Below are 19,329 nucleotides of genomic sequence, written 5' to 3' on the forward strand. Positions count from 1 at the left end.
GTTCCTCGACAGGATAACCGTGCCGGCACGGAAAGGGTACCAATGGAAGGCGCATGGCTGCAACACTATCGAAGAGCTGATCGCAAGCCTCGCTCCCTAGCCAGCTTGCGATAGATAAATCGAAGAGACGCTTTCCGCCTTTCGCTGGGGGACAGGCCAAATATGCCGCATGTCAACGGGACGCCAACGGTTTCGAACGCAACCAGGATGCCTGCAGCTTGTACGGCAAGACCTACCCCTAGCGCGCCACGCCGAGGCATTGGCGAACGAGAATTTTGCCGATCATGGGTCATCTTTGATTGTGGACGGTGCGGCGTGGTATCCGCGCCGCACCGTCCTTTTCGGGGACCGCTCCCCCCTCGGCGCGGTCTTGCCCGAAATCCGCTCGCTTCATGCGAGCCCGTCAGGCCATCTGTCGCATGGGCGAGAGTGCTTGCGCATCATTCTCGTTTGCTTCGCGCCGCACGGTGCAAAGCTTGCGTTCGCCATCCCAGAGTTCCGCAGTCCGGGTGGCGACCTCGCGATGGGCAATGATGAGCGCCGCTGGCAGGTCTTCGGCCTTGAATTCTACGCGCCTTGCCAGACCCTGGCCGTCGTCCCTGAAACGCAGCGTATAGATTTTCATGTCCTTCCTCCATCGGTCTTGCGGACGTATGCGGACAGACAAACCGCAATGATCGTCCAAGAGTTCCCGGCTCCTCCAGCGGTTGATCGATAGCCGCCAGGTAACCCCCACGGCCGCAACGATACTGTGCTGCGGCATCCGTCTTCAGGCGCTAAGCTGCCAAACGCCGCCGGCGCCTTGTGTGAGCGTGCAGATTTTGCGGGTGCCCTCCCAGAGTTCGGCGGGCCGCTCGGGCGCTTCTCTTTGTGCGAGGAGGAAGGCGGCGCCCGGATCGACAGCTTCGAACTGGATGTCTTTGGCCGGGCCGTGCCGATGCTCGGGGAATCTGAGTGTGAAGATCGTCATAGCGTTCTCCTTGCGCGGGCCTTGCCCCGCTATCACCAAACGACTCCTGAATTCTTCAATCGACGGGCGCCGCGATCCATATCTGCTGCGACAGACGGCCTCTCCGCTGCGACCAAATGCTATGTGTCTTCATCTTGGCGCCAAGCGCGCCTGCCGGTCGCAGACGAACAGCGCGTGGTTGGGGCCGTCCGGGCTAAGCCGCGACTTCGAAGGCAGGAGGAACGCTCGGACGCGAACGGATTGCCGTGGGACTATTGCTCTCGACGCGGATCAGCCTGCAGGTTACCGCGCATCTCGCAGGGTGCTGAAATGCGGCCGGGTTAACGGATCTGGGGAGGTCGTATGGCGGAACGGAGTTCCATGGGCGCGGCGAGGACGATGCCTTATCGCTCCTACCCAGCACTCAGCGCTCGAGTCCTGAATGCCGCCGAGCAAATATTAGACGCTTTTTACAAAAAAGCGGACGTGCAAGGTCTACGAGCGACTGCGGCTGGCGTGAACTGCCGGTATCGGCCGCGGCACCCATCATCGGCTAGGCTGCTGTAGAACTTGATAACCGACGCTTTTCGGACAGCTGAGCTTAGTGAGGATCGCTCTCGCAAGCGGCAGCTTCATCGCGCAGCCTATCCGCGAAGCGCCTTTGGCGCAGAGCTGCCTCAAGTCCCCAGAGCTCTGCAAAAATGCCCGGCGCGACCTCGTCCATCAACGCCACGGATGCCCCTTCCATGAGCACCAGCGCGCTGCGCAAGCGCACCACTTCCTGGCGCCCCTCGTCCGTCAGCGCGATGATCGAGCGTCGGCGGTCCCGAACATCGGTCTGCGCCTCGATATAACCAAGCGACGTGAGTTGTCGGCACCAGTCGATGACCAGCGGGTGCGACTGGCTGAGCAAGGCGGCGATTTCGGTCACTCCCAACGGACCATGTTCATCGAGCGCGAGGAGTGTCGAGGTGGTCCGTGGTGGCGCGGTAACACCCATTTCCGGATACCATTCACTACCCCCGCGCACGAGTTCGTCCGCCAGGCGCCGCAGAATGTGCGCGAGGTAGGCAGGGCCCTGCGCGCGGATAAAATCGTCGATGGGTTTGCCTCTGGAGTCGCCGTTTGACATAATATGTAAAACTTTACATAAAATGCGGGACGAGGCCAACGGGTTTGAGGAATCGTCTATGAGGCTGGCGTTGCTGCCGCTTTTGCTCCTTCTTGGAGCGGCCGCACCCGCACCCGCGCACGAGAATTGCGCTGTCGGAACTTATGCGTTTGCGAACCGCGACTTCATCGACGTTGCGGCGGGCGCAGGAGAGCACCTGCGTTGGCGCCGGCCCGACGGCACCACCGGTGAGCTTTCGGAAACGAAGGAAGGGCGCTGGACAAGCACTTACGGATGGACCGGACGACCGGACGGCCATCGAATTTCATTCGACTGCGCGCATGACTTGATGCGCTACGATGGGCGGAGGGCGGAACGCATAGCATTCGACGTGACAGAGACCCGCTTCGAAGTGGACGGTGCGTCGCTTGCCGGGCGCCTTGTCATGCCCAAAGGCAATGGAGCGGTCCCCGTCGTCGTCCTCATCCATGGCGCTGAACACGCCTCGGCGCGTCAGGACTATGCGTTGCAAAGAATGTTTCCGGCTGCCGGTGTTGGGGTATTCGTCTATGACAAGCGCGGCACTGGCGCATCGACCGGACAATACACGCAGGATTACGCGACACTGGCAACGGATGCGATTGCTGCATTGCATGCCGCTCGCCGAATGGGCGGTGCCCGAATTTCACGCATCGGCTATCAAGGCGGCAGCCAAGGCGGGTGGGTGGCTCCCCTTGCTGCGCGTATCGAGCCTGTCGATTTCGTGATTGTCAGCTTCGGTTTGGCGATATCCGTCGTGGCTGCGGAGCACGAGCTGATTTCCGCCGATTTGACCCGCCACGGTTACGGGCCGGAAGCAATAGCCAAGGCCCTTGAGATTTCGCAGGCCGTCGAAACCCTCGTCGATAGCAATTTCCAGACAGGCTACGAGGAACTCGAGCAGGTTCGCTCGCGCTATCAACACGAACCGTGGTTCGGGTATGTGCGCGGAAGCTTCGTCGGAATGATACTCGACATGTCGGCCGACCAGCTTAGGCGCGAGGCACCCGCGCTGGCGCCGAACATTTCGCTCTACTACGATCCGCAGCCGGTCCTGCGAAATCTCGACGTGCCGCAGCTATGGATATTGGCGGAGGATGACGTGGTGGCGCCCAGTGCCGAAACCGCACGTCGCCTCGGCGCATTGGCGCAATCCGGGCTTCCAATCACGACGGCGATCTTCGCAGGTGCCGATCACGGCATGTACAGATACGAACTGGCCCCAGACGGGTCACGCGTATCGACCCGCGCACCGGATGGATACTTCCCCATGATGCGCGACTTCATCGTCTCTGGCCGCACCGCAGAGCAGTATGACGCGAAGATCGTGAAGCCCGCTTCGGATGTGTCACGTTAGGGCGCGATGTGCCATTTAAGAGTTTGCGTCCCAAGCCCTGGCCGGATCACCAGGCTGCAGCAGATGGTCCGGTGCCGCTATGCCATCGCGCGGCATGATCTGTTTGAGCGCGTCGACAAGACCCGGTGTGGGATCCGTTTGACCGGCGGCGCTGCACAGGAAGGGGGAGGATCTCTCGGTCTGGTTGATTGCCAGAGGGTCTTCTCTGAGCAAGAGTGCAGCTTTACGCGTTTCGGCTTTCGAGGCTGGCCAGTCTTTTAGCGTGGACACGCCGATCGGTAATGCGGCACAATTCGGCGTCAGATGATCATATTGCTGATGCTGGACCTGTGCGTGGACGTTTGAACGTACAATGCTGCTATAATCAATACATGAACCGAGGATGTCGGGTGATACCTGCCGAGCCAGGTCAGGAGGCAATGCTTCAGGCGCGATACAGCGATTTGCGAGCGCAAATTCCGTTGATGTACGGTCTGATCTTTGTCGACGCCTGTTTTCTAGCGCTGGTAAGCTACGGAAAAGTCGCAGACATCCTTAGTCTGGGGGTGCCGGCCTTCCTCTCCGTCCTGATCGCATTGCGCGCTGCCCTATGGATATCTCGGCGTCGGAAACCTGCGAGTCCGAGCCAGATCCAGCGCTTTGTGAAGGGATTGATCGTCACATCGGTCGTTCTGGGCCTGGCGTTCGGGAGTTGGGGCTTCGTTCTGATGGGAGAGATCGAGCCGGGCAGGGTGACTGCTGTGGCCCTCTACGTGTTCCTAGGGGCAATCAGTTGCTGTTATTGCCTCCAGGCCTTGCCGATTGCGGGCCGGCTGGTCCTGTTTTGCGGTGCGCTTCCAGTTACGGTGCGCCTCGTGGTGTCGGGCGACCCATATCTGTCCGGTATCGGCCTGACGTTCCTGATCGCGGCGTGCGTAATCTTGCGCATGCTTGCCAATTCCAATGCAGCTTTCGAGGAAGCCATCGAAGCCCGTGCCGAGATGACAGTGCTTATCGAACAGCTTCAGGCCAGTCAGGAGCATTATCGACACTCGGTTGCATTGAATCCGCAAATTCCCTGGATAGCCGACGGAGAGGGCGCAATCATCGAGGTCAGTCCACGCTGGTCAGCCTATACCGGGCTCAATTCCCTGGAGGCGCTGGGGTGGGGATGGACGGAGGCTGTTCATCCCGATGATTTGCCGCGGGTGCGGGAGCTGTGGAGTGCTGCGCTGTTGCTGCCCGACGGCGCCGATGTCGATGTGCGTTATCGCCTGCGCCAGTCGGATGGAGAATACCGCTGGTTCCGCGCGAGGGCGCTCCCGCGTCGCGACGCGCAGGGCGATGTGCAGTGCTGGTATGGCACGCTGGAGGATATTCACGATCAGGTACTGGCCGAAGATGCATTGACGCTGAGCGAAGAGCGCTATCGGCTGGCGTCGCTTGCCACGAACGATATCATCTGGGATGTTTCCTTGGTAAACGATCTCATCGTTTGGAGCGGCGGTGCGGCAACGGTTCTCGGCTATCCGGAAGTAGTGGCCGGAACTTCCCGCAAATGGTGGGTCGAGCGGATACATCCCGACGATCGTGACCGGGTGCTGGCCCGCTTCCCTCAATTTGAGGATGCTGGCGTTGCGCATTGGGTCCAGGACTTTCGCTTCCTGGCAGCAGACGGAGCCTATCTCGATCTGTTCGGGCGCGGTCACGTCGTGCGCGACGGTGAGGGGCGTCCCGTGCGGCTCATCGGTTCACTTCAGGATATGACCAGCCAGAAGCGCTACGAAGACAAACTTCGCTGGGCGGCAAACCACGATTATTTGACGGGGTTGCCCAATCGACGACTGTTTGCGGATCGGTTGGACCGGGCTCTTGGCGATGCCGCGAGCAACGGCACCCAAGTTCGCCTCCTTGTCGTCGATGTCGATCGGTTCAAGGCCACAAACGACGATCTGGGGCACGATGCCGGCGACGCATTGCTGCGCGAGATTTCCAATCGCCTTGTGAAATACGCTCCTTCCTCAGCGACCGTGGCTCGGCTTGGGGGAGATGAATTTGCAATCATTCTGCACGAGCGGATCGAAGACGAGAACGGGAGGAAATTTGCCCGGACACTGCTATCCCGGGCAGGACAGACGGTGTTCTTTCGCGGACGCCAACTCGACATCAGCCTGAGTGCTGGCTCGGCAGTCGGATTTCGGGACGGGCAGACGCCGGAAGAGTTGCACAAGAGCGCTGATTTGGCTCTTTATGCCGCGAAAAACGATGGTCCCGGGCGGTTCTATTCATTCAGAAACGATCTTCGCGAGGCGGCAGAGCGCGAAACTCAAATGCTTCACGATGCGCGAGAGGCCTTGTTGGAAGACCGGGTGGTCGCGTTCTATCAACCCAAGGTTTGCCTTTGTACCGGGAAATGCGTGGGGTTCGAGGCGTTGCTACGCTGGCATCACGCTTCCGGTTTGCGGTCTCCGGACGCAATCGGCGCGGCGCTCAGTGATCCCGACCTTTCCACCAGCCTGACCGATCGCATGCTCGATCAGGTGATTTCCGATCTGCGTCATTGGCGAGATACCGGCGTGGATGTCGGAAGAATCGCGATCAACGGCGCGGAAGGCGACTTTCGCAGAGGTGATTTTGCGGACAGGATACTCGGGCGTCTGGCCAGAGTGGGCCTCCCTGCCGAGGCGCTCGAACTGGAAGTAACGGAGAACGTCTTTGTCGGACAACTCGCCCAGAACGTGAGCTCGGCGCTGCATACGCTGTCGAGGGCCGGGGTCAAGATAGCGCTGGACGACTTTGGCACGGGCTATGCGTCGCTGACGCATCTCAAGCAGTTCCCCGTGGATACCCTCAAGATCGATCGCTCATTCATTTCCCGGCTCGAAAATTTCGAGCGAGAGGATGCCGCAATCGTGGGCGCGGTAATCGATCTCGCCCGAAATCTCAGTATCAGCACAGTGGCGGAAGGTATCGAGACTGCTGCTCAAGCTGCCCATCTGGCCCGGAAGTATTGTGATCACGGCCAAGGCTTTCTTTTTGGAAGACCCACTCCAGCCTCACATATCCCCGCGATGCTCAGGAACTGGAATGAGACCTCGGTACTGGCCGGCATCAACGGGGGAAATGATGGCGCTGCGCGCCATCGAAGTTGATTGGACGTAGGCAGGTGAAACACGCAATTGCGCGCGATGGTCGAAATCCGCAATTGGTCTCACCGCCGGCCGAACCGTGGGAATTTCGCTGGGGGGCGCCGGCAAATCGCCGAGTTGCAACCACCAACTCGAACCCGGATTATATCATTGGCCTCCCAAGGTCTGGCCATCTTCTGCAAGAGCCGATCATCGCCAGTGTCTTCCCTTCGCATGGAAGCATCCGCCGAAGAACAGCCCTATGCTGCTTGCGTCGGATGAGGGGCAAATCATAACCCAGCGCCTTTACCCGAGCCTGCAACCTCCAGACGAAATCAGCGCTAAAGTGGGCTTGGCGAGTGAGAACCTTTAGGTATCGGCCGGAGGGCTCGCCACCGATCGACCACTTTCGCGCGCCGCGGGCCGAGTTTTCAGGGCCGAGCGCTCCTCGTTGTCTTCCTGCAAGGGCTAGCGAAGCGGAAATCCATCAGAGCGCCCTTTGGTCTCAAGGCTCGCTCACACCTAACGGGATGATTCCATTGCGGGAAGCGCAAGGACCAAGGCCAGGCCCTCGGTATTCCATGCCTTCGATACCGATGCGTTCAGACTCGCTAGGCTTGCAGCCTCGAGTTTACTGCCGAAGCCGTTGTGTGCAGGCGGTGCCAACACAGCCGGCCCCCCTCGTTCACACCAATCTACATGAACTGCCTCTCCCGCACTTCTCACGTCAATCTTGAGGCTGCCGGACGGCGTCGACAATGCGCCGTATTTCGCCGCGTTGGTGGCGTATTCGTTGAAGAGAAGTGCCAGTGAGTTAAACGCCACTCCATCGATCATCACCTCGTCCCCGGCGATCTCTACATCAACTCCCTGCGATGAATGATAAGGTTCCAAGACAGCCTTGAGCAGATCGGTCAGCCTGGCGCCCGTCTGGATAGTTGCATCCTCATCCAGCTGCATTGTCAAGCTGTGAGCCCGGGCCAGGGCATGTATACGTTCGCGAAGGGTTCGGGCCAACTCTTCGACGGATTCTGCCATGCGCGAACTGGTTCCGACTAGGCCATCGATCAGGGCAAACAGGTTCTTGACGCGATGGTCCATCTCTCGCAGCAACAGGCGTTGTCGCGATTGCGCTTCGACGCGATCTTCGATGTCCCTCGCGATTGTCGACGCCCCAACGACAATGCCTTCCTCGTCGCGGATCGGTGAAATCGACAGCGAAACTTGGAGCAGGGAACCATCCTTTCGCCGTCGCACCGTCTCGAAATGGTCGGTCCGCTCGCCAGTCCGGATACGAGCGAGGATTTCGTCTTCCTCATGAAGTCGATCTTCAGGAATAAGCAGGGTAATCGGTCTCCCGATTACCTCGTCGACCGCGTAACCGAACAGGCGCTGCGCGCTCTCATTCCAGCTTGTAATCGTGCCATTCAGCGATTTGCTTACGATCGCGTCTTCCGAGCTTTCGACGATCGCGGCGAGACGAGCACTGGTGTGGTGCGCGGCGCGGCGAAATTCCGCCTCTTGCCTTGCTTCGGCGATGAGGGCCGCGTTGTCGATGGCTATGGCGGCGTGAGCTGCGATGGCCTTGACGACTTCCTCCGCTTCCTCGTCGAACATGCCTCGCTCATCGTGGGCAATGAAAAGCCCCCCGTGAACCTTACCGTTTCTCGAAATTACCGGAACGGCGAGGTAGCTCACAACGGGCAAATGCCCCTTTGGCATGCCGAAATAGGGTTCGTTACGGCCAAAACGGGGATCCGCACGAATGTCATCCGATCGCACCACGCCCGTGCCGTCAAACGTTGGTGCGAAAACTGCCGTGTTGCGCGGCATCGGAAAGCCGGAAAAGTGAGACCGCGAAACTCCTGAGAGCGTATAAAGGCTGTATATCTCGCTCTTATCGTCAATCTGATTGTAGAAAAAAGCGCCGAATTTTCCGCCTGTAGCCTGGGTCGCGGCATCGGTGACCATTTGAACGAGTTCTTCTAGGTCGAAATCCCCGGCGACTGTTTGCGCGATGAGACTGAACAATCTCAGCCGCTGGATCTCGGCCGATACGATGCTCTCGTCGGTACCCTTTGATGAACCCGATTGCATAAAGTTCTGCGGAAGCCGATTTTTTCTGACCGAATGCTAGCCGATCGCTTTTGCATCCGACCAGCGCGGATTGATCCCAATTTTAGCCATATGCCGGGTTTTGACAAGTGCCTCCAACATCGCAGTGCGCGCGCTTGCATGCCGCCGACGCCGTGGGGCAGAGGGGCGGATCGCTTCGCCAGACGAGCGAGCCGCCCGCAATAAGGACAGTCTTCCTTCGAAGCCGATCCGGCCACCGGAACCTGTAACCGACATCGAGGCCATGTTGAAGTGTCGAGGGTGTTCAGAACTGCGGAGACGGTCATGGCCGATGATAAGCCCAACATCCTCGCTATCTGGGGTGACGATTCGGGATATCGAACACAAGTGCCTACTCTCATGGCCTGATGGGTTACGGGACGTCCGATATCGACCGGCTTGCCGATGAAGGCCTGTAGTTCTTTCACTACTATCGCAAACAGTCCTGCACCGCTGGACGATCTCGGCGATAGGGTGCGTTCCGGATCGTCGACGAACAGTCTGCCGAACTGTATCGTGATCCGTCCGATCAGGCCCGGTCTACTCAGAACGCCAGGCCGATGTCGCTAAAAATTCCCCGAGGCGGATGCGATCTTCAATATCGGCTCAACAACGTTTCGACTGTGCGTTCGGCAGTTTTCGTTTTGTCGTCGCTATCTTCCTTGATGTCGGCTTCGAGGGCATTACGGATCTCGCAGATTTGCGCATCGGTTAAATGCTCGATGCCGACGAACTCCACCCGAGCCTTATCAAGCGCCCTCAGAATTTCATCGAGCTTTGCCTGCATGGCTGCGCCGTCCCGGTTTTGACTATTCTGGATGAGGAATACTGCAAGGAACGTCATCACCGTGGTTGCCGTGTTGATGATAAGTTGCCAGGTGTCGGAATAGTGGAGGAAAGGCCCGCTTATGGCCCACAAGACTACCAGAGCGACCGAGGTAATGAAGGTCAAGGGCTGCCCCATCACCTGAGCACATTTGCTTGCGATTGCGGTGAAGGTTTTATCCATGTCACATTCCTTGGCGAGTTGTCCTGCCAGAACACATACGATCAGTCGGGGTTGCAAAAGTGAACGCATCTTGTGCGCCTCATTGGCGGGGACCTTTGACCCCGGAAGTATCCGGGCGAATGCTGATCCTTATTATTCAGCAGGCTTTACGGATGCGCCAACGTCACACTCGCCACCAGCCTCGGTTCGGATGACCCGTCGTTTCGGCTGCGTCGGCTTGACAACAGCGTGCCTCCATCTCCTCGCGAGCCCTTGTCTTTTCCCGAGAACAGGGACCCGGATTTTCGGGTCGGGGGATCATTGAGTCACATGGTTCAAGGCACGAGGTATACAGAAATTTAACTTCCCGACATTCGAGAGGATACTATGGTTGTATTGACCGTGGCGGGGCTCAAGTAAACACCGTTAGGTGAGTGTCTATTTCCCATCCATCCTTTGATGGATCAATTCTTTTGCGCTGGCTTTTTCAGTGATCGAAAACTTTCCATGCCGGGTGGCCGTAGCGAATGTCCAGGCCATTATTTGACTAAAGGCGTCGGCCCAGCTTCCATGACGCTGGCTCTTCACGCCCGGCAAGTTCTCTGTTTCTTTTCCCCTTGCAAGTCGGCGGCCAATCCGTAGCTTGGACGTTGGCGCGGTCAGGCTGCGCCGAGGCAAGTCAGCCACACCGATGGGTTACTGCAGCTCGGACTTGAGCCGGGCCGTTGCCGCGAATGTCCAGGCGTCAGCTAAAGGCGGCAACAAGCGAACCGGGGTGAAATGGCACCGTCTGGCTACGCCGGATGGCCTCCTTGATTGGAGAATGCCCATGACTTTGGGCACCGTTTTTGCGCATGTCGAACGCGGCATGGCGAGGAAGGTATTGTCGGGAAAGATCCGGCCATGCTGCTGAAGTTCGATGACGACGCATGCGATGGCACGCGGATCGCCGAAAGTGATCCATTGCCTCCCGAGGACCGTGTTTCGATAAGAAAAGCAGATTGGCTGGAGCGGCTCTATAGGGCTCACAGGGACAGACTGGTTCGTTTTGCCTTGCGTCACGCGCAGTCAGACCAGGCAGCAGATATCGTCCAGCAATTGTTTGTTCGCCTGGCGGCGAGGGGGAAAGGCAACCCGCTGAAAGTCGACGCTCCCAATGCCTATTTGCGCCAGGCAACCATCAACCTCATTCGCAATGATGCACGTTCGCAGGCGCGGCGATCAATCAATCAACATGTTTCATGCGACGACATCGAGCTTGCTGATGTCGATCCCGTTGCCGGATACGAGGCGAGGGATATGCTGGAACGGCTTGAGGCGGTCGTTGCCGAGTTGGAACCAAGAACACGCGAGATCTTTCTCGCACACCGGATCGACGGCTTGAGCTATGCGCAAATCGCGGCCAGGACAAACCTGAGCATCAAGACGGTCGAGAAGCACATGAGCCGAGCCATCGGGCATGTGATCCGGCGTTTCGAGGCATGATCCGGAGATCCAGCACTGTGGGAATTGCATGAATCTCGAACAGGATGCCAACGATTGGTTTGCGCAGATGCGCGGTCCGGAGGCAAGCGAGGCGCAAGACGCTTTCGCGGCCTGGTACGCGGTTCCCCAGCATGCGCAAGCCTATGACAGGCGGGCGCGGCTGTGGGACGCCACCAAGTTCCTGACAAATACGCCCACCGGCAAGGCGCGCGATCTCGATCTGGCAAAGCCCAGGTCGTCCCGTCGCCCGGTTTGGGGCATGGCTGCAGCAACCCTTGGCGGGCTGGTCATAGCCACCCTTGCTGTCGGCACGGTGTGGCGGATGAACGTCGCCCCCTCAGAGCCCGTTCGCACGGAGATGGCCTCGCTTGAAGAGGCGCCGCGGACCTTGACCCTCGCCGATGGTTCGACCTTGATACTCGATCGCGGGGCTCGTTTGCAAATTGCTTTCAAGGGCAAGGAGCGGCGGCTGCGGCTGTTGACGGGGAGGGCGCGCTTCTCGGTCGCCCATGACAGGTCCAGGCCCTTCGTCGTTGAGACCGGGGCAGGGAGCGTGACGGCGCACGGGACACTCTTCGATGTGGATTTGGCGCAAGGATCGATGAGAGTCGGCCTGCTCGAGGGGGCGGTCGAGGTGCGCAGCCGACCAGGCGGACAGGGGCGTGGCAGCATCGAGCTGAAGGCCGGTCAGCAGGTAGCCGTTAAAGACGGTGTTCTCGGAGAGACCGGCAAGATTGCCTCCGTCGATCGGGAATGGCCCAATGATATGCTGGTGATCACCGGCATGGATATCGGCGATGCCGTCAGCGCGTTCAATCGTACCGCTTCGGTTCCAGTGAGCTTCGATGTTCGATCCACCCGCTCGCTGCGGGTCACCGGAGCATTCAAACGCTCCGACCCACACCTCTTCGCCAGCCAACTGGCCCAGACTTTCGGGCTTGCCGTGGAGACGCGCGAAGACGGGAGTTTGGCCCTGGTCGACAGAAGCCATAAAAATTTTCGACTGCCGTAGGGGGACGCACGCGCGCGGTGTCTCGGCCTTGAAGGATCTCGCTGCGAGCGGATCCCGGGGGACGGAGGTTCATAAGTGCGTTACCAATTCTTGGCGTGCTGCAGCACTGCTGCAGCCGCGACGGTCCTTTGCGCGCCTGTCTCGGCGAAAGCCGATGTCCGCGCCGAAGTTCACATGCCGGCGCAATCATTGGCGGGAGCGCTTCGTGAAATCGGGCGCCTGTTCGGGCGCAACGTCAGTGTCGACGATGATGCCATTTCTGGCCGGCAAGCCAGGGCCGTCGACGGCAATCTCACATTCGAAGAAGCCCTTTCAGCGGTCCTGACGGATAACGAGCTCAAGGCGAGGTCCGCAGGAGACGGGGCGGTTGTCATCGGGCCTGCCGAGAGTGAAGCCAATGCGGGCTCCATCGTCGTCACCGGATCGCGCATTCGGGGCGCGCCGGTGGCGTCCACGACCCTGACGTACGACCGGGAGGACATGCGCAATGCCGGCCAGTCGTCGGTTGCCGATGTCATTCGCACCATTCCGCAGAACTTCGGCGGCGGTCAGAACGCCGGGCTGGGATACAACGTGCCCTCTGCGAGCGGGGCGGATCTCGACGGCGGCTCCTCCATCAACTTGCGTGGCCTGGGAAGTGACGCCACGCTGACCCTGCTTGACGGTCGCAGGATGAGCTATGCGGGGGCGGCGCAGGCGGTAGATGTCTCCGCCATACCTTTTGGCGCGATCGAGCGGATCGATATCGTCCCGGACGGCGCTTCGGCATTGTTCGGGTCCGATGCCGTGGCAGGCGTTGCCAACATCATTCTGCGGCAGGGGTTCGACGGGCTTGATGCGAGCGCGCGGCTTGCCGGATCGACAGACGGCGGCAACTTCCAGCAACAGTATGGGGTCACGGCAGGGAAGATCTGGAAGTCGGGAAGCGCGACGCTCTCTTACGAGTACGCGCGGACCACGGCCATCGAGGCGGACCAGCGGTCCTATGCCGAACACCGTGTCCCCGGACTGACACTGTCGCCTTATCTGCGCCATCACAATGCCTCGCTGGTGTTCAGGCAGAACCTTCTCGACAACCTGCGGTTCGATCTTGACGGGCTCTTCAACCAGAGGTGGTGGAAGCAGACGATCCCGCTCAATGCGGCAGGCGATCTTTCGGTCAGTCGGGCGGATTTCACACGCCCTTCCAAGTCCTGGAGTGCAGCACCCTCGCTCACGCTCACTCTGCCGGAAGACTGGCTTGTAACCCTGGGCGGGAGCTACGGTTGGAACCGCTCGAAGTTCGGCGGGACGTACGATTATGGCGGCACCAAGATCGACGCTGCCTCCGGTGTCTATCGGAACGAGACTTCCAACATCGAATTGTCGGGCAATGGCAAGCTGATCAAGGTCCCGGGTGGCGACATCAAGGCTGCCGTCGGCGCCGGCTACCGAAAGAGTACTTTCCGGCGAACGGGATCGAGCGCCAATGCCTTCGTCGACGCGTCGCAGGACAGCTATTACGCTTTCGGCGAACTGAGCGTGCCGGTGTTCGGCGCAGGGCAAGTGCCGGTGCTGGGTCGAAGCCTCGATCTCAGTCTGGCCGCCCGATACGAGCGCTATCCCGATGTGGATTCCGTGGTGACACCAAAGCTCGGGGTGGTCTACGCGTTGAATGCCGACGTTTCGATCAAGGGAAGTTGGGGGCGGTCGTTCCGGACACCGACGCTTTACGAACAGTACCGGCCCGGGACCACCTTGCTCTACAATGCTTCGACACTGGGCGGCACGGCCGGCGGGACGGCAATCTATGTTTCGGGAGGCACTGCCGGCCTCAAGCCCGAACGGTCGACCAACTGGTCGGCAACGCTCGACATCCACCCGCATTGGCTGGAAGGCGGGCAGGTCCAAGTCAGCTATTTCGACATTCGCTACCGCGATCGCATCGTCGCGCCCATCACGTACACATCGCAGGCGCTGTCGAACCCGGACTATGCCGACTACGTAACCCTCGATCCCACGGTTGATGAGCAAGCGGCGGCCATCGCCAGGGGAGCGACGCTCACCAATTACACGGGAAGTCCGTACGATCCGGGCACGGTCGTCGCCATTGTCGACAATTCGAACGTCAACGCCGGCCGGCAGACCGTTCGCGGCGTGGATCTCATCGCCAGCTACGAATGCAAGCTTGGAGGCGGGACGCTGCGGTCGGCCGTAAACGCCAGCTATATCGACAGCAAGCAGCAGCTGAGTGCGGCGCAACCGGTGACGCCGCTGGCCGGTACCGTCTTCAATCCGCCGCATTTACGCGGTCGAGGCGAGATTTCCTGGGGCAGGGACGGAATTTCGCTGGTGGGTGCCGTGAACTACATCGGCCCGGTTCGCGACACCCGCTCCGCGCCCTCTGTTCGGGTGGATGGAATGCTGCCCGTCGACCTGACTGTTCGTTATTCTTTCGATCAGTCCGAAGGCGTTCTTGGCGGCGTCGATGTGGTTGCCTCGATTCAGAACGCGTTGAACGACAAGCCCAGTTCGATCGCGATCACGTCTTACTTCGACACCCCTTACGACAGCACGAATTACTCGCCCTACGGCCGCGTTCTCAGCCTCACGGTGTCCAAGAAATGGTAAGGTCCCTATTTAGCGCTCTCGTGATTACGGGCGCCTTCGGTTTGTCGAATCCGGCTCGGGCCGCCTGTGAAGACTTGCTCCCGACAAGCGCCGAAACCGCTGTTGCGCCTCGCACCGTTACAACGATGGATCTGGCTCGGTTCCGCGATATCGGCGACCCCGACGACACGGGCAATGCGAGTAGCCCTTATGCTCTGGCGCCTGACGGCAAGTCGCTGGCCTTCGTGATATCGCGCGGAGATCCGAAGTCCAACCGGTACTGCTCCGCTTTGGTCGTCATGCCGGTTACCGGAAAGCAGGCACCCAGGATCATCGATCGTGGAGGTGCGATCCCGCGATTGGCAGCCCCATTTCGTGATCTCTATATCACGACGGGTTTTCCAGAATTGATCGTTCCTATCTGGTCTCCCGACGGCCGATCGATTGCCTATCGCAAGCTGATCGACGGGGTCGTGCAACTGGTTCGGGTCTATGCCGATGGCAGCGGCACGCAAATCGTCACGCACGAAACCAGCAACGTCGAGGACTTCGCGTGGACGGCCGACAGCGCGCGGTTGCTCTACGTCACTCGTCCGGGACGGCAGCTTGCAAAGGAGAGGATCGCGCGGGAAGCCCCTTCCGGCTGGCTTTACGACAAAAGCATCCTGCCCATGCAATCGTGGGCGCCACAACCATGGGCTTCGGATCTCGTTCGCAAGAGCTTCGCAGCCGATCTTTCCTCCGGCGAGATCCGCGCCGCGACGCCGGACGAAGAGAAGGCGATCAATCCGCCGCCGCCGCCCGGATCCCCATATGAATTGAGCGTGAGAAATGCAGAAGGTGCTCTGGCATGGACCGCGCGTGTAGGCGACCATCCCGCGTCCAAGCGCAAGGTCTGGGCGCAGTTCCCCGGCGGCCCGAAGATTTCCTGTGATCAAATTGGGTGCGAAGGCAGAATCTCCCGGCTGTATTGGGAAAAGGGCGGAAAATCAGTCGTCTTTCTTGGAAACGAAGGGTGGAACAGGGAAGAATATGTCCTTCACCGCTGGTTCCCCAGGACCAAGCGCCTGACGACCATCCTGCGAACCACCGATGCGCTCACGGCCTGCATCTTTGCGGGTCCCGAACTGATATGCGGCCGCGAGAATGCCGCCACGCCCCGGCGCATCGTAGGGGTAAACCTTGCGTCGGGGCGGAGTCGCCTGATCTTCGATCCCAATCCCGAGTTCGCTGATTTCCGGCTCGGCAAAGTTACGCGCCTGAAGTTCTCGACCAATGCAGGTCTTCCTGCCTGGGGCGATTTCGTGCTTCCTCCCGATTATGACGGCAAAAGCAAGCTTCCGCTCGTCATCGTGCAGTACCATAGCGATGGGTTTCTGCGCGGGGGTGTCGGGGATGACTACCCGATCTACCCGATGGCGGCGAACGGGCTCGCTGTCTTGAGTTTCGAGCGTCCACCGGATGTCGCGAACAGCGATCCATCGGTAAAGACATGGGAGCAGAACCGGGCGGCCAGCAGGCGCAACTGGGCCGATCGCCGAAGCATCCTGTCGGCGCTCGAGAACGGCGTCGAGGCGGCGATCGCGACCGGCACTATCGATCCCGACCGCATCGGGATCAGCGGATTGAGCGACGGAGCCTCTACCGTGGAGTTCGCGCTGATAAATTCGCGCCGCTTCAAAGCGGCGGCGATGAGCACCTGTTGCGATGATCTCCTCACTCAAACCGTCCTGGGCGGTTTTGCATGGGGCGAGGAAAACCGGCGCGGCGGAATTCCGCCGTCGGTGGACAACAATCGTGACTACTGGAAACCGATTTCGCTCTCGATCAACGCGCGCAACATCGACACCCCCATTCTCATGCAATTGGCCGATCGCGAAGCGTCGCTTGGATTGCCTGCGATGGGAGCGCTGGTCGAAGCCGATAAACCGCTCGAGGTGTTCGTCTTCGATGACGAGTATCACAACAAGTGGCAGCCCGCGCACCGTCTGGCAGTGTACGATCGCGACATCGACTGGTTCAAATTCTGGTTGAGCGGCTACCGGGATCCGTCGCCAGCGAAGCATGATCAGTATATGCGTTGGGATATCCTTCGCGCGAAAGCGAGGTCGGCCGCGCAGCCGTCACCGCACTGATCTCCCGGGCCCATTTTTCCGCATCCATCAATCTGACGATCCGGCTGAATTCCCGACCCTGGAACGGAGCCGGATCGTCCAGCACCTTAAGTACGCAGGTGGGAGAGATTACGCCCTCTCTGGCAAGCAGTCCGTCGATCAAGTTCTTACGGATGTAAGCGCGATTGGCCTCGAATAGCCTTACCACGAAACTGTCCGGTATGCCTTTGCCGCGCCGCCATGCGACTTCGCGGGGAAGGTTGCGATCGAACGCGTGGCGGGCGACGGCGCGATTGCACCCATTCTCAAACCAGTGCCAGCTTGGAATCGAGAGGCAATGCTCGATGAGCGGCTGGGAAACCAACGGCGAGAGCACGGCGTCCTTCGTCCCGCTGGGTCCATCCTCCATGAAGCTTTGCGCAGCTACCAGCAGGGCGATCTGGCCCGCGCGCCCGGGCATTCCCGGCGACTGGCTCGCAAGCCAGGGGTGGAGGCTCCTTTCTCCGGCAGACGCCACAGCGTCGGGAGCCAGCAGCGTGTCATTGGTCGTCCAGCGATATGGCCGCGATCGGCGGCTGGCCCGGAGCACGGCCTTCCACGCCACGCGCCAGACAGAGGCGTGGGCCATGTCGCCAATTTCCTGGCAGGTTCGCCAGAATGACACGACGCCGCCGCCGCCGAGGAGGCAATCAGCAGCAGGCGAAGCGGATTGAAGCGAGCAGAATACGTTGTCCCCGCCCCCGCCATCGACGATTGCATCGCATCCAAGCTGATCGGCCGAGGCCTGCGCATCCTGATAGAGACGTTGTTCAAAGCTCCGCGCGACAGGGCGTGGCAAGCGAACGGCTGGCAGGTCCCCAAGCGCAAGCGCCTGTTCAGGCATGTCCCTTTCCGTGAGGCCGCGACCTGCGAAAGCCGCGACCGCGCGGGCATAGGCGCGCTCATCCCCCGCTGCCGCCGGCGCCACGAGGTTCAGGCAGCAAAAGTCGCGTCCGCGTGCAGCGAGACAGGCCGTAACGATCGACGAATCGAGACCCCCGGACAGCATGACGAGAGGGTTTGATATCGTGGAAGTCTTTGCGGCGACGCAGTCGATCGCAACGTCCCTGAGAATCTGGGCGTCGGCGTCCGAAGATGGCCGATCATGTGCACCCGCCGAAATCATCCAGGGGGACCACAAAGCCTCGTGAGCCACATTCGCATGGGATAGTATGACAGCCTCGCCGCCCCGAACCTCACGCACGCCGGCGATGCAGGTCTCGGAGCCGCGTCTGTCGCCTGCAAACAGCTGGAACGCGACTTCTCCATAATCGACCGCGTTTTGCGTGCCGGAAGCCTCCTCCAGTGCGTCGATATCGGAGGCGGCGATCGTTGCGCCAGCCCGGCTGCGGTAAAGACAGGGAAGAGTGCCAAACGGACTGCGCAAAAGGAATGCGGCATCCGGCTTGCGAATGATCGCAACCCAATCCCCCCAGTAGTGTTCGATCAACCTTCGGCCGTTCGACCTCAGGATTTCCTCGCATTCCTGTGCGTCGAGAACGGCGATCCGTTCCATTCGCTGGCGGCAATAGAGGGCGCCGATCACCACGCCGGCGTCAAGCAGACGCAGCGGTTCTCCAACTTGCCATGCAGAGACAAAGAGGCCCGGCCTATCAAGAGCGATCAGGCGATTTGCCAGGTTTGCGGCCGACCGCAGCCGTGCTTGCGCGTTCTCGTCCAGATTGTTCGCGATCGTGAAGTGCGCCGCCATCACAGCACCGCGATGGGCGTATAATGAGCCGCCGTCTCGATACGCTCGTTTACAAGCACGTCGCGCCACTGGACCCAGGCGTGAGCCCGGAACGGCGGCATTCCGATGCCGATCACGAAATCGACCGCCGCTCCAGCTGCGTACAGGCTTCGCGCGACCGCGATGGCGTAGGGAAGGCATCGATCGTGGGATCCGATGATCGCGGCGCATCGGCGATAGGCATCGGCAACGGCGGCGACTTCGCCGGGATCGGCATGATCTGAGGCGGGTTTTGCCCTGCGCATCGAGGCAAGGGTTGAGGCGAGCCCACGGCGTTGCAGCATGCTTCGAGCATGGAGAAAACGCGCGCAGAGGCGAGCAACCGCCAAACGGCTACCGGGGACCGAAGTCTCGTCAAGCGCACTTCGAGTGACGGGAACTCTGGCGCATTCCCGGAAGACCAAGGGGCCCGCCGCTCGCCTGATGATGCCGGACCTCGCAAGCATGGCGCGTTCGAACTGCGCGATGGGTTGGCCTGCGCAGGCTCTTGAAAAGACCTCTTCGACTTCGTGTGAAAGGCAGAAATAGCGATCGGCCGGGATGTCGAGGAACACTGGCCGGCTGTCCAGCCGGCAGAATGTGAGGCCGTCGCGCAAGGACGTGGTCATGTCGGCACCCGGTGCAATTTGGCGATAAATCGGGAAGGATGCGCGGCGTGCGCCGCGCATCCTCGT

The 19,329-nt window shown here is 60.3% G+C and carries 13 protein-coding genes; 6 read left to right on the top strand and 7 right to left on the bottom strand.

Annotated features, from left to right (window positions below; all coding sequences use genetic code 11):
- Positions 1-403: 403 nt before the first annotated feature.
- The 3 genes from WBP06_RS03305 to WBP06_RS03315 all read right to left on the bottom strand — a co-directional run bounded on the left by WBP06_RS03305 (position 404) and on the right by WBP06_RS03315 (position 2,081).
- The gene (locus WBP06_RS03305) at positions 404-625 is read right to left on the bottom strand and encodes a hypothetical protein (RefSeq protein ID WP_395331826.1); all 222 of its coding nucleotides are present in this window, start codon (positions 623-625) and stop codon (positions 404-406) included.
- 144 nt (positions 626-769) lie between these two features.
- Positions 770-970, bottom strand: a complete 201-nt coding sequence (locus tag WBP06_RS03310) for a hypothetical protein (protein WP_395331828.1) — start codon at positions 968-970, stop codon at positions 770-772.
- 580 nt (positions 971-1,550) lie between these two features.
- A complete protein-coding gene (locus WBP06_RS03315; protein ID WP_395331830.1) occupies positions 1,551-2,081 on the bottom strand; it encodes a MarR family winged helix-turn-helix transcriptional regulator in 531 nt (176 codons plus the stop codon).
- A gap of 58 nt (positions 2,082-2,139) precedes the next feature.
- Here WBP06_RS03315 and WBP06_RS03320 point away from each other — a divergent pair, with 58 nt between their 5' ends.
- Together WBP06_RS03320 and WBP06_RS03325 are read left to right on the top strand one after the other, a co-directional pair.
- Positions 2,140-3,456, top strand: a complete 1,317-nt coding sequence (locus WBP06_RS03320; protein WP_395331831.1) for an alpha/beta hydrolase family protein — start codon at positions 2,140-2,142, stop codon at positions 3,454-3,456.
- 419 nt (positions 3,457-3,875) lie between these two features.
- Positions 3,876-6,587 (top strand): putative bifunctional diguanylate cyclase/phosphodiesterase, encoded by a 2,712-nt coding sequence (locus WBP06_RS03325; RefSeq protein WP_395331833.1) that lies wholly within the window; start codon positions 3,876-3,878, stop codon positions 6,585-6,587.
- A 498-nt stretch (positions 6,588-7,085) separates the two neighbouring features.
- Here WBP06_RS03325 and WBP06_RS03330 read toward each other — a convergent pair whose 3' ends face one another.
- Both WBP06_RS03330 and WBP06_RS03335 read right to left on the bottom strand, forming a co-directional pair.
- Entirely contained in the window at positions 7,086-8,660 is a 1,575-nt protein-coding gene (locus WBP06_RS03330) for a PAS domain S-box protein (RefSeq protein ID WP_395331835.1), read from the bottom strand.
- A 613-nt stretch (positions 8,661-9,273) separates the two neighbouring features.
- Positions 9,274-9,687, bottom strand: coding sequence for a low affinity iron permease family protein (locus WBP06_RS03335; RefSeq protein WP_395331837.1), 414 nt, complete (start codon positions 9,685-9,687; stop codon positions 9,274-9,276).
- Positions 9,688-10,569: 882 nt separating this feature from the next.
- Between WBP06_RS03335 and WBP06_RS03340 the strand changes: the two genes are divergently transcribed.
- The 4 genes from WBP06_RS03340 to WBP06_RS03355 all read left to right on the top strand — a co-directional run bounded on the left by WBP06_RS03340 (position 10,570) and on the right by WBP06_RS03355 (position 16,887).
- Positions 10,570-11,151: an RNA polymerase sigma factor gene (locus WBP06_RS03340; protein WP_395331839.1), complete on the top strand. Its 582-nt coding sequence runs from the start codon at positions 10,570-10,572 to the stop codon at positions 11,149-11,151.
- Between the two features lie 28 nt (positions 11,152-11,179).
- Positions 11,180-12,163: a FecR family protein gene (locus tag WBP06_RS03345; RefSeq protein WP_395331841.1), complete on the top strand. Its 984-nt coding sequence runs from the start codon at positions 11,180-11,182 to the stop codon at positions 12,161-12,163.
- Positions 12,164-12,352: 189 nt separating this feature from the next.
- Positions 12,353-14,773, top strand: a complete 2,421-nt coding sequence (locus tag WBP06_RS03350; protein ID WP_395331843.1) for a TonB-dependent receptor domain-containing protein — start codon at positions 12,353-12,355, stop codon at positions 14,771-14,773.
- Between the two features lie 125 nt (positions 14,774-14,898).
- A complete protein-coding gene (locus WBP06_RS03355) occupies positions 14,899-16,887 on the top strand; it encodes an Atxe2 family lasso peptide isopeptidase (RefSeq protein ID WP_395331845.1) in 1,989 nt (662 codons plus the stop codon).
- On the opposite strand, the gene WBP06_RS03360 is transcribed toward WBP06_RS03355, so the two are convergent.
- The gene (locus tag WBP06_RS03360; protein WP_395331847.1) at positions 16,772-18,616 is read right to left on the bottom strand and encodes an asparagine synthase-related protein; all 1,845 of its coding nucleotides are present in this window, start codon (positions 18,614-18,616) and stop codon (positions 16,772-16,774) included. The genes WBP06_RS03355 and WBP06_RS03360 overlap by 116 nt on opposite strands.
- Positions 18,616-19,323 carry a lasso peptide biosynthesis B2 protein gene (locus WBP06_RS03365; protein WP_395331849.1) on the bottom strand — a complete coding sequence of 236 codons (708 nt, stop codon included), beginning with the start codon at positions 19,321-19,323 and terminating at the stop codon, positions 18,616-18,618. Before WBP06_RS03365 ends, WBP06_RS03360 begins: the two co-directional genes overlap by 1 nt.
- Between the last annotated feature and the right edge of the window lie 6 nt (positions 19,324-19,329).

It is taken from the genome of Novosphingobium mississippiense, assembly GCF_044029535.1.
Taxonomy (GTDB): Bacteria; Pseudomonadota; Alphaproteobacteria; order Sphingomonadales; family Sphingomonadaceae; genus Novosphingobium.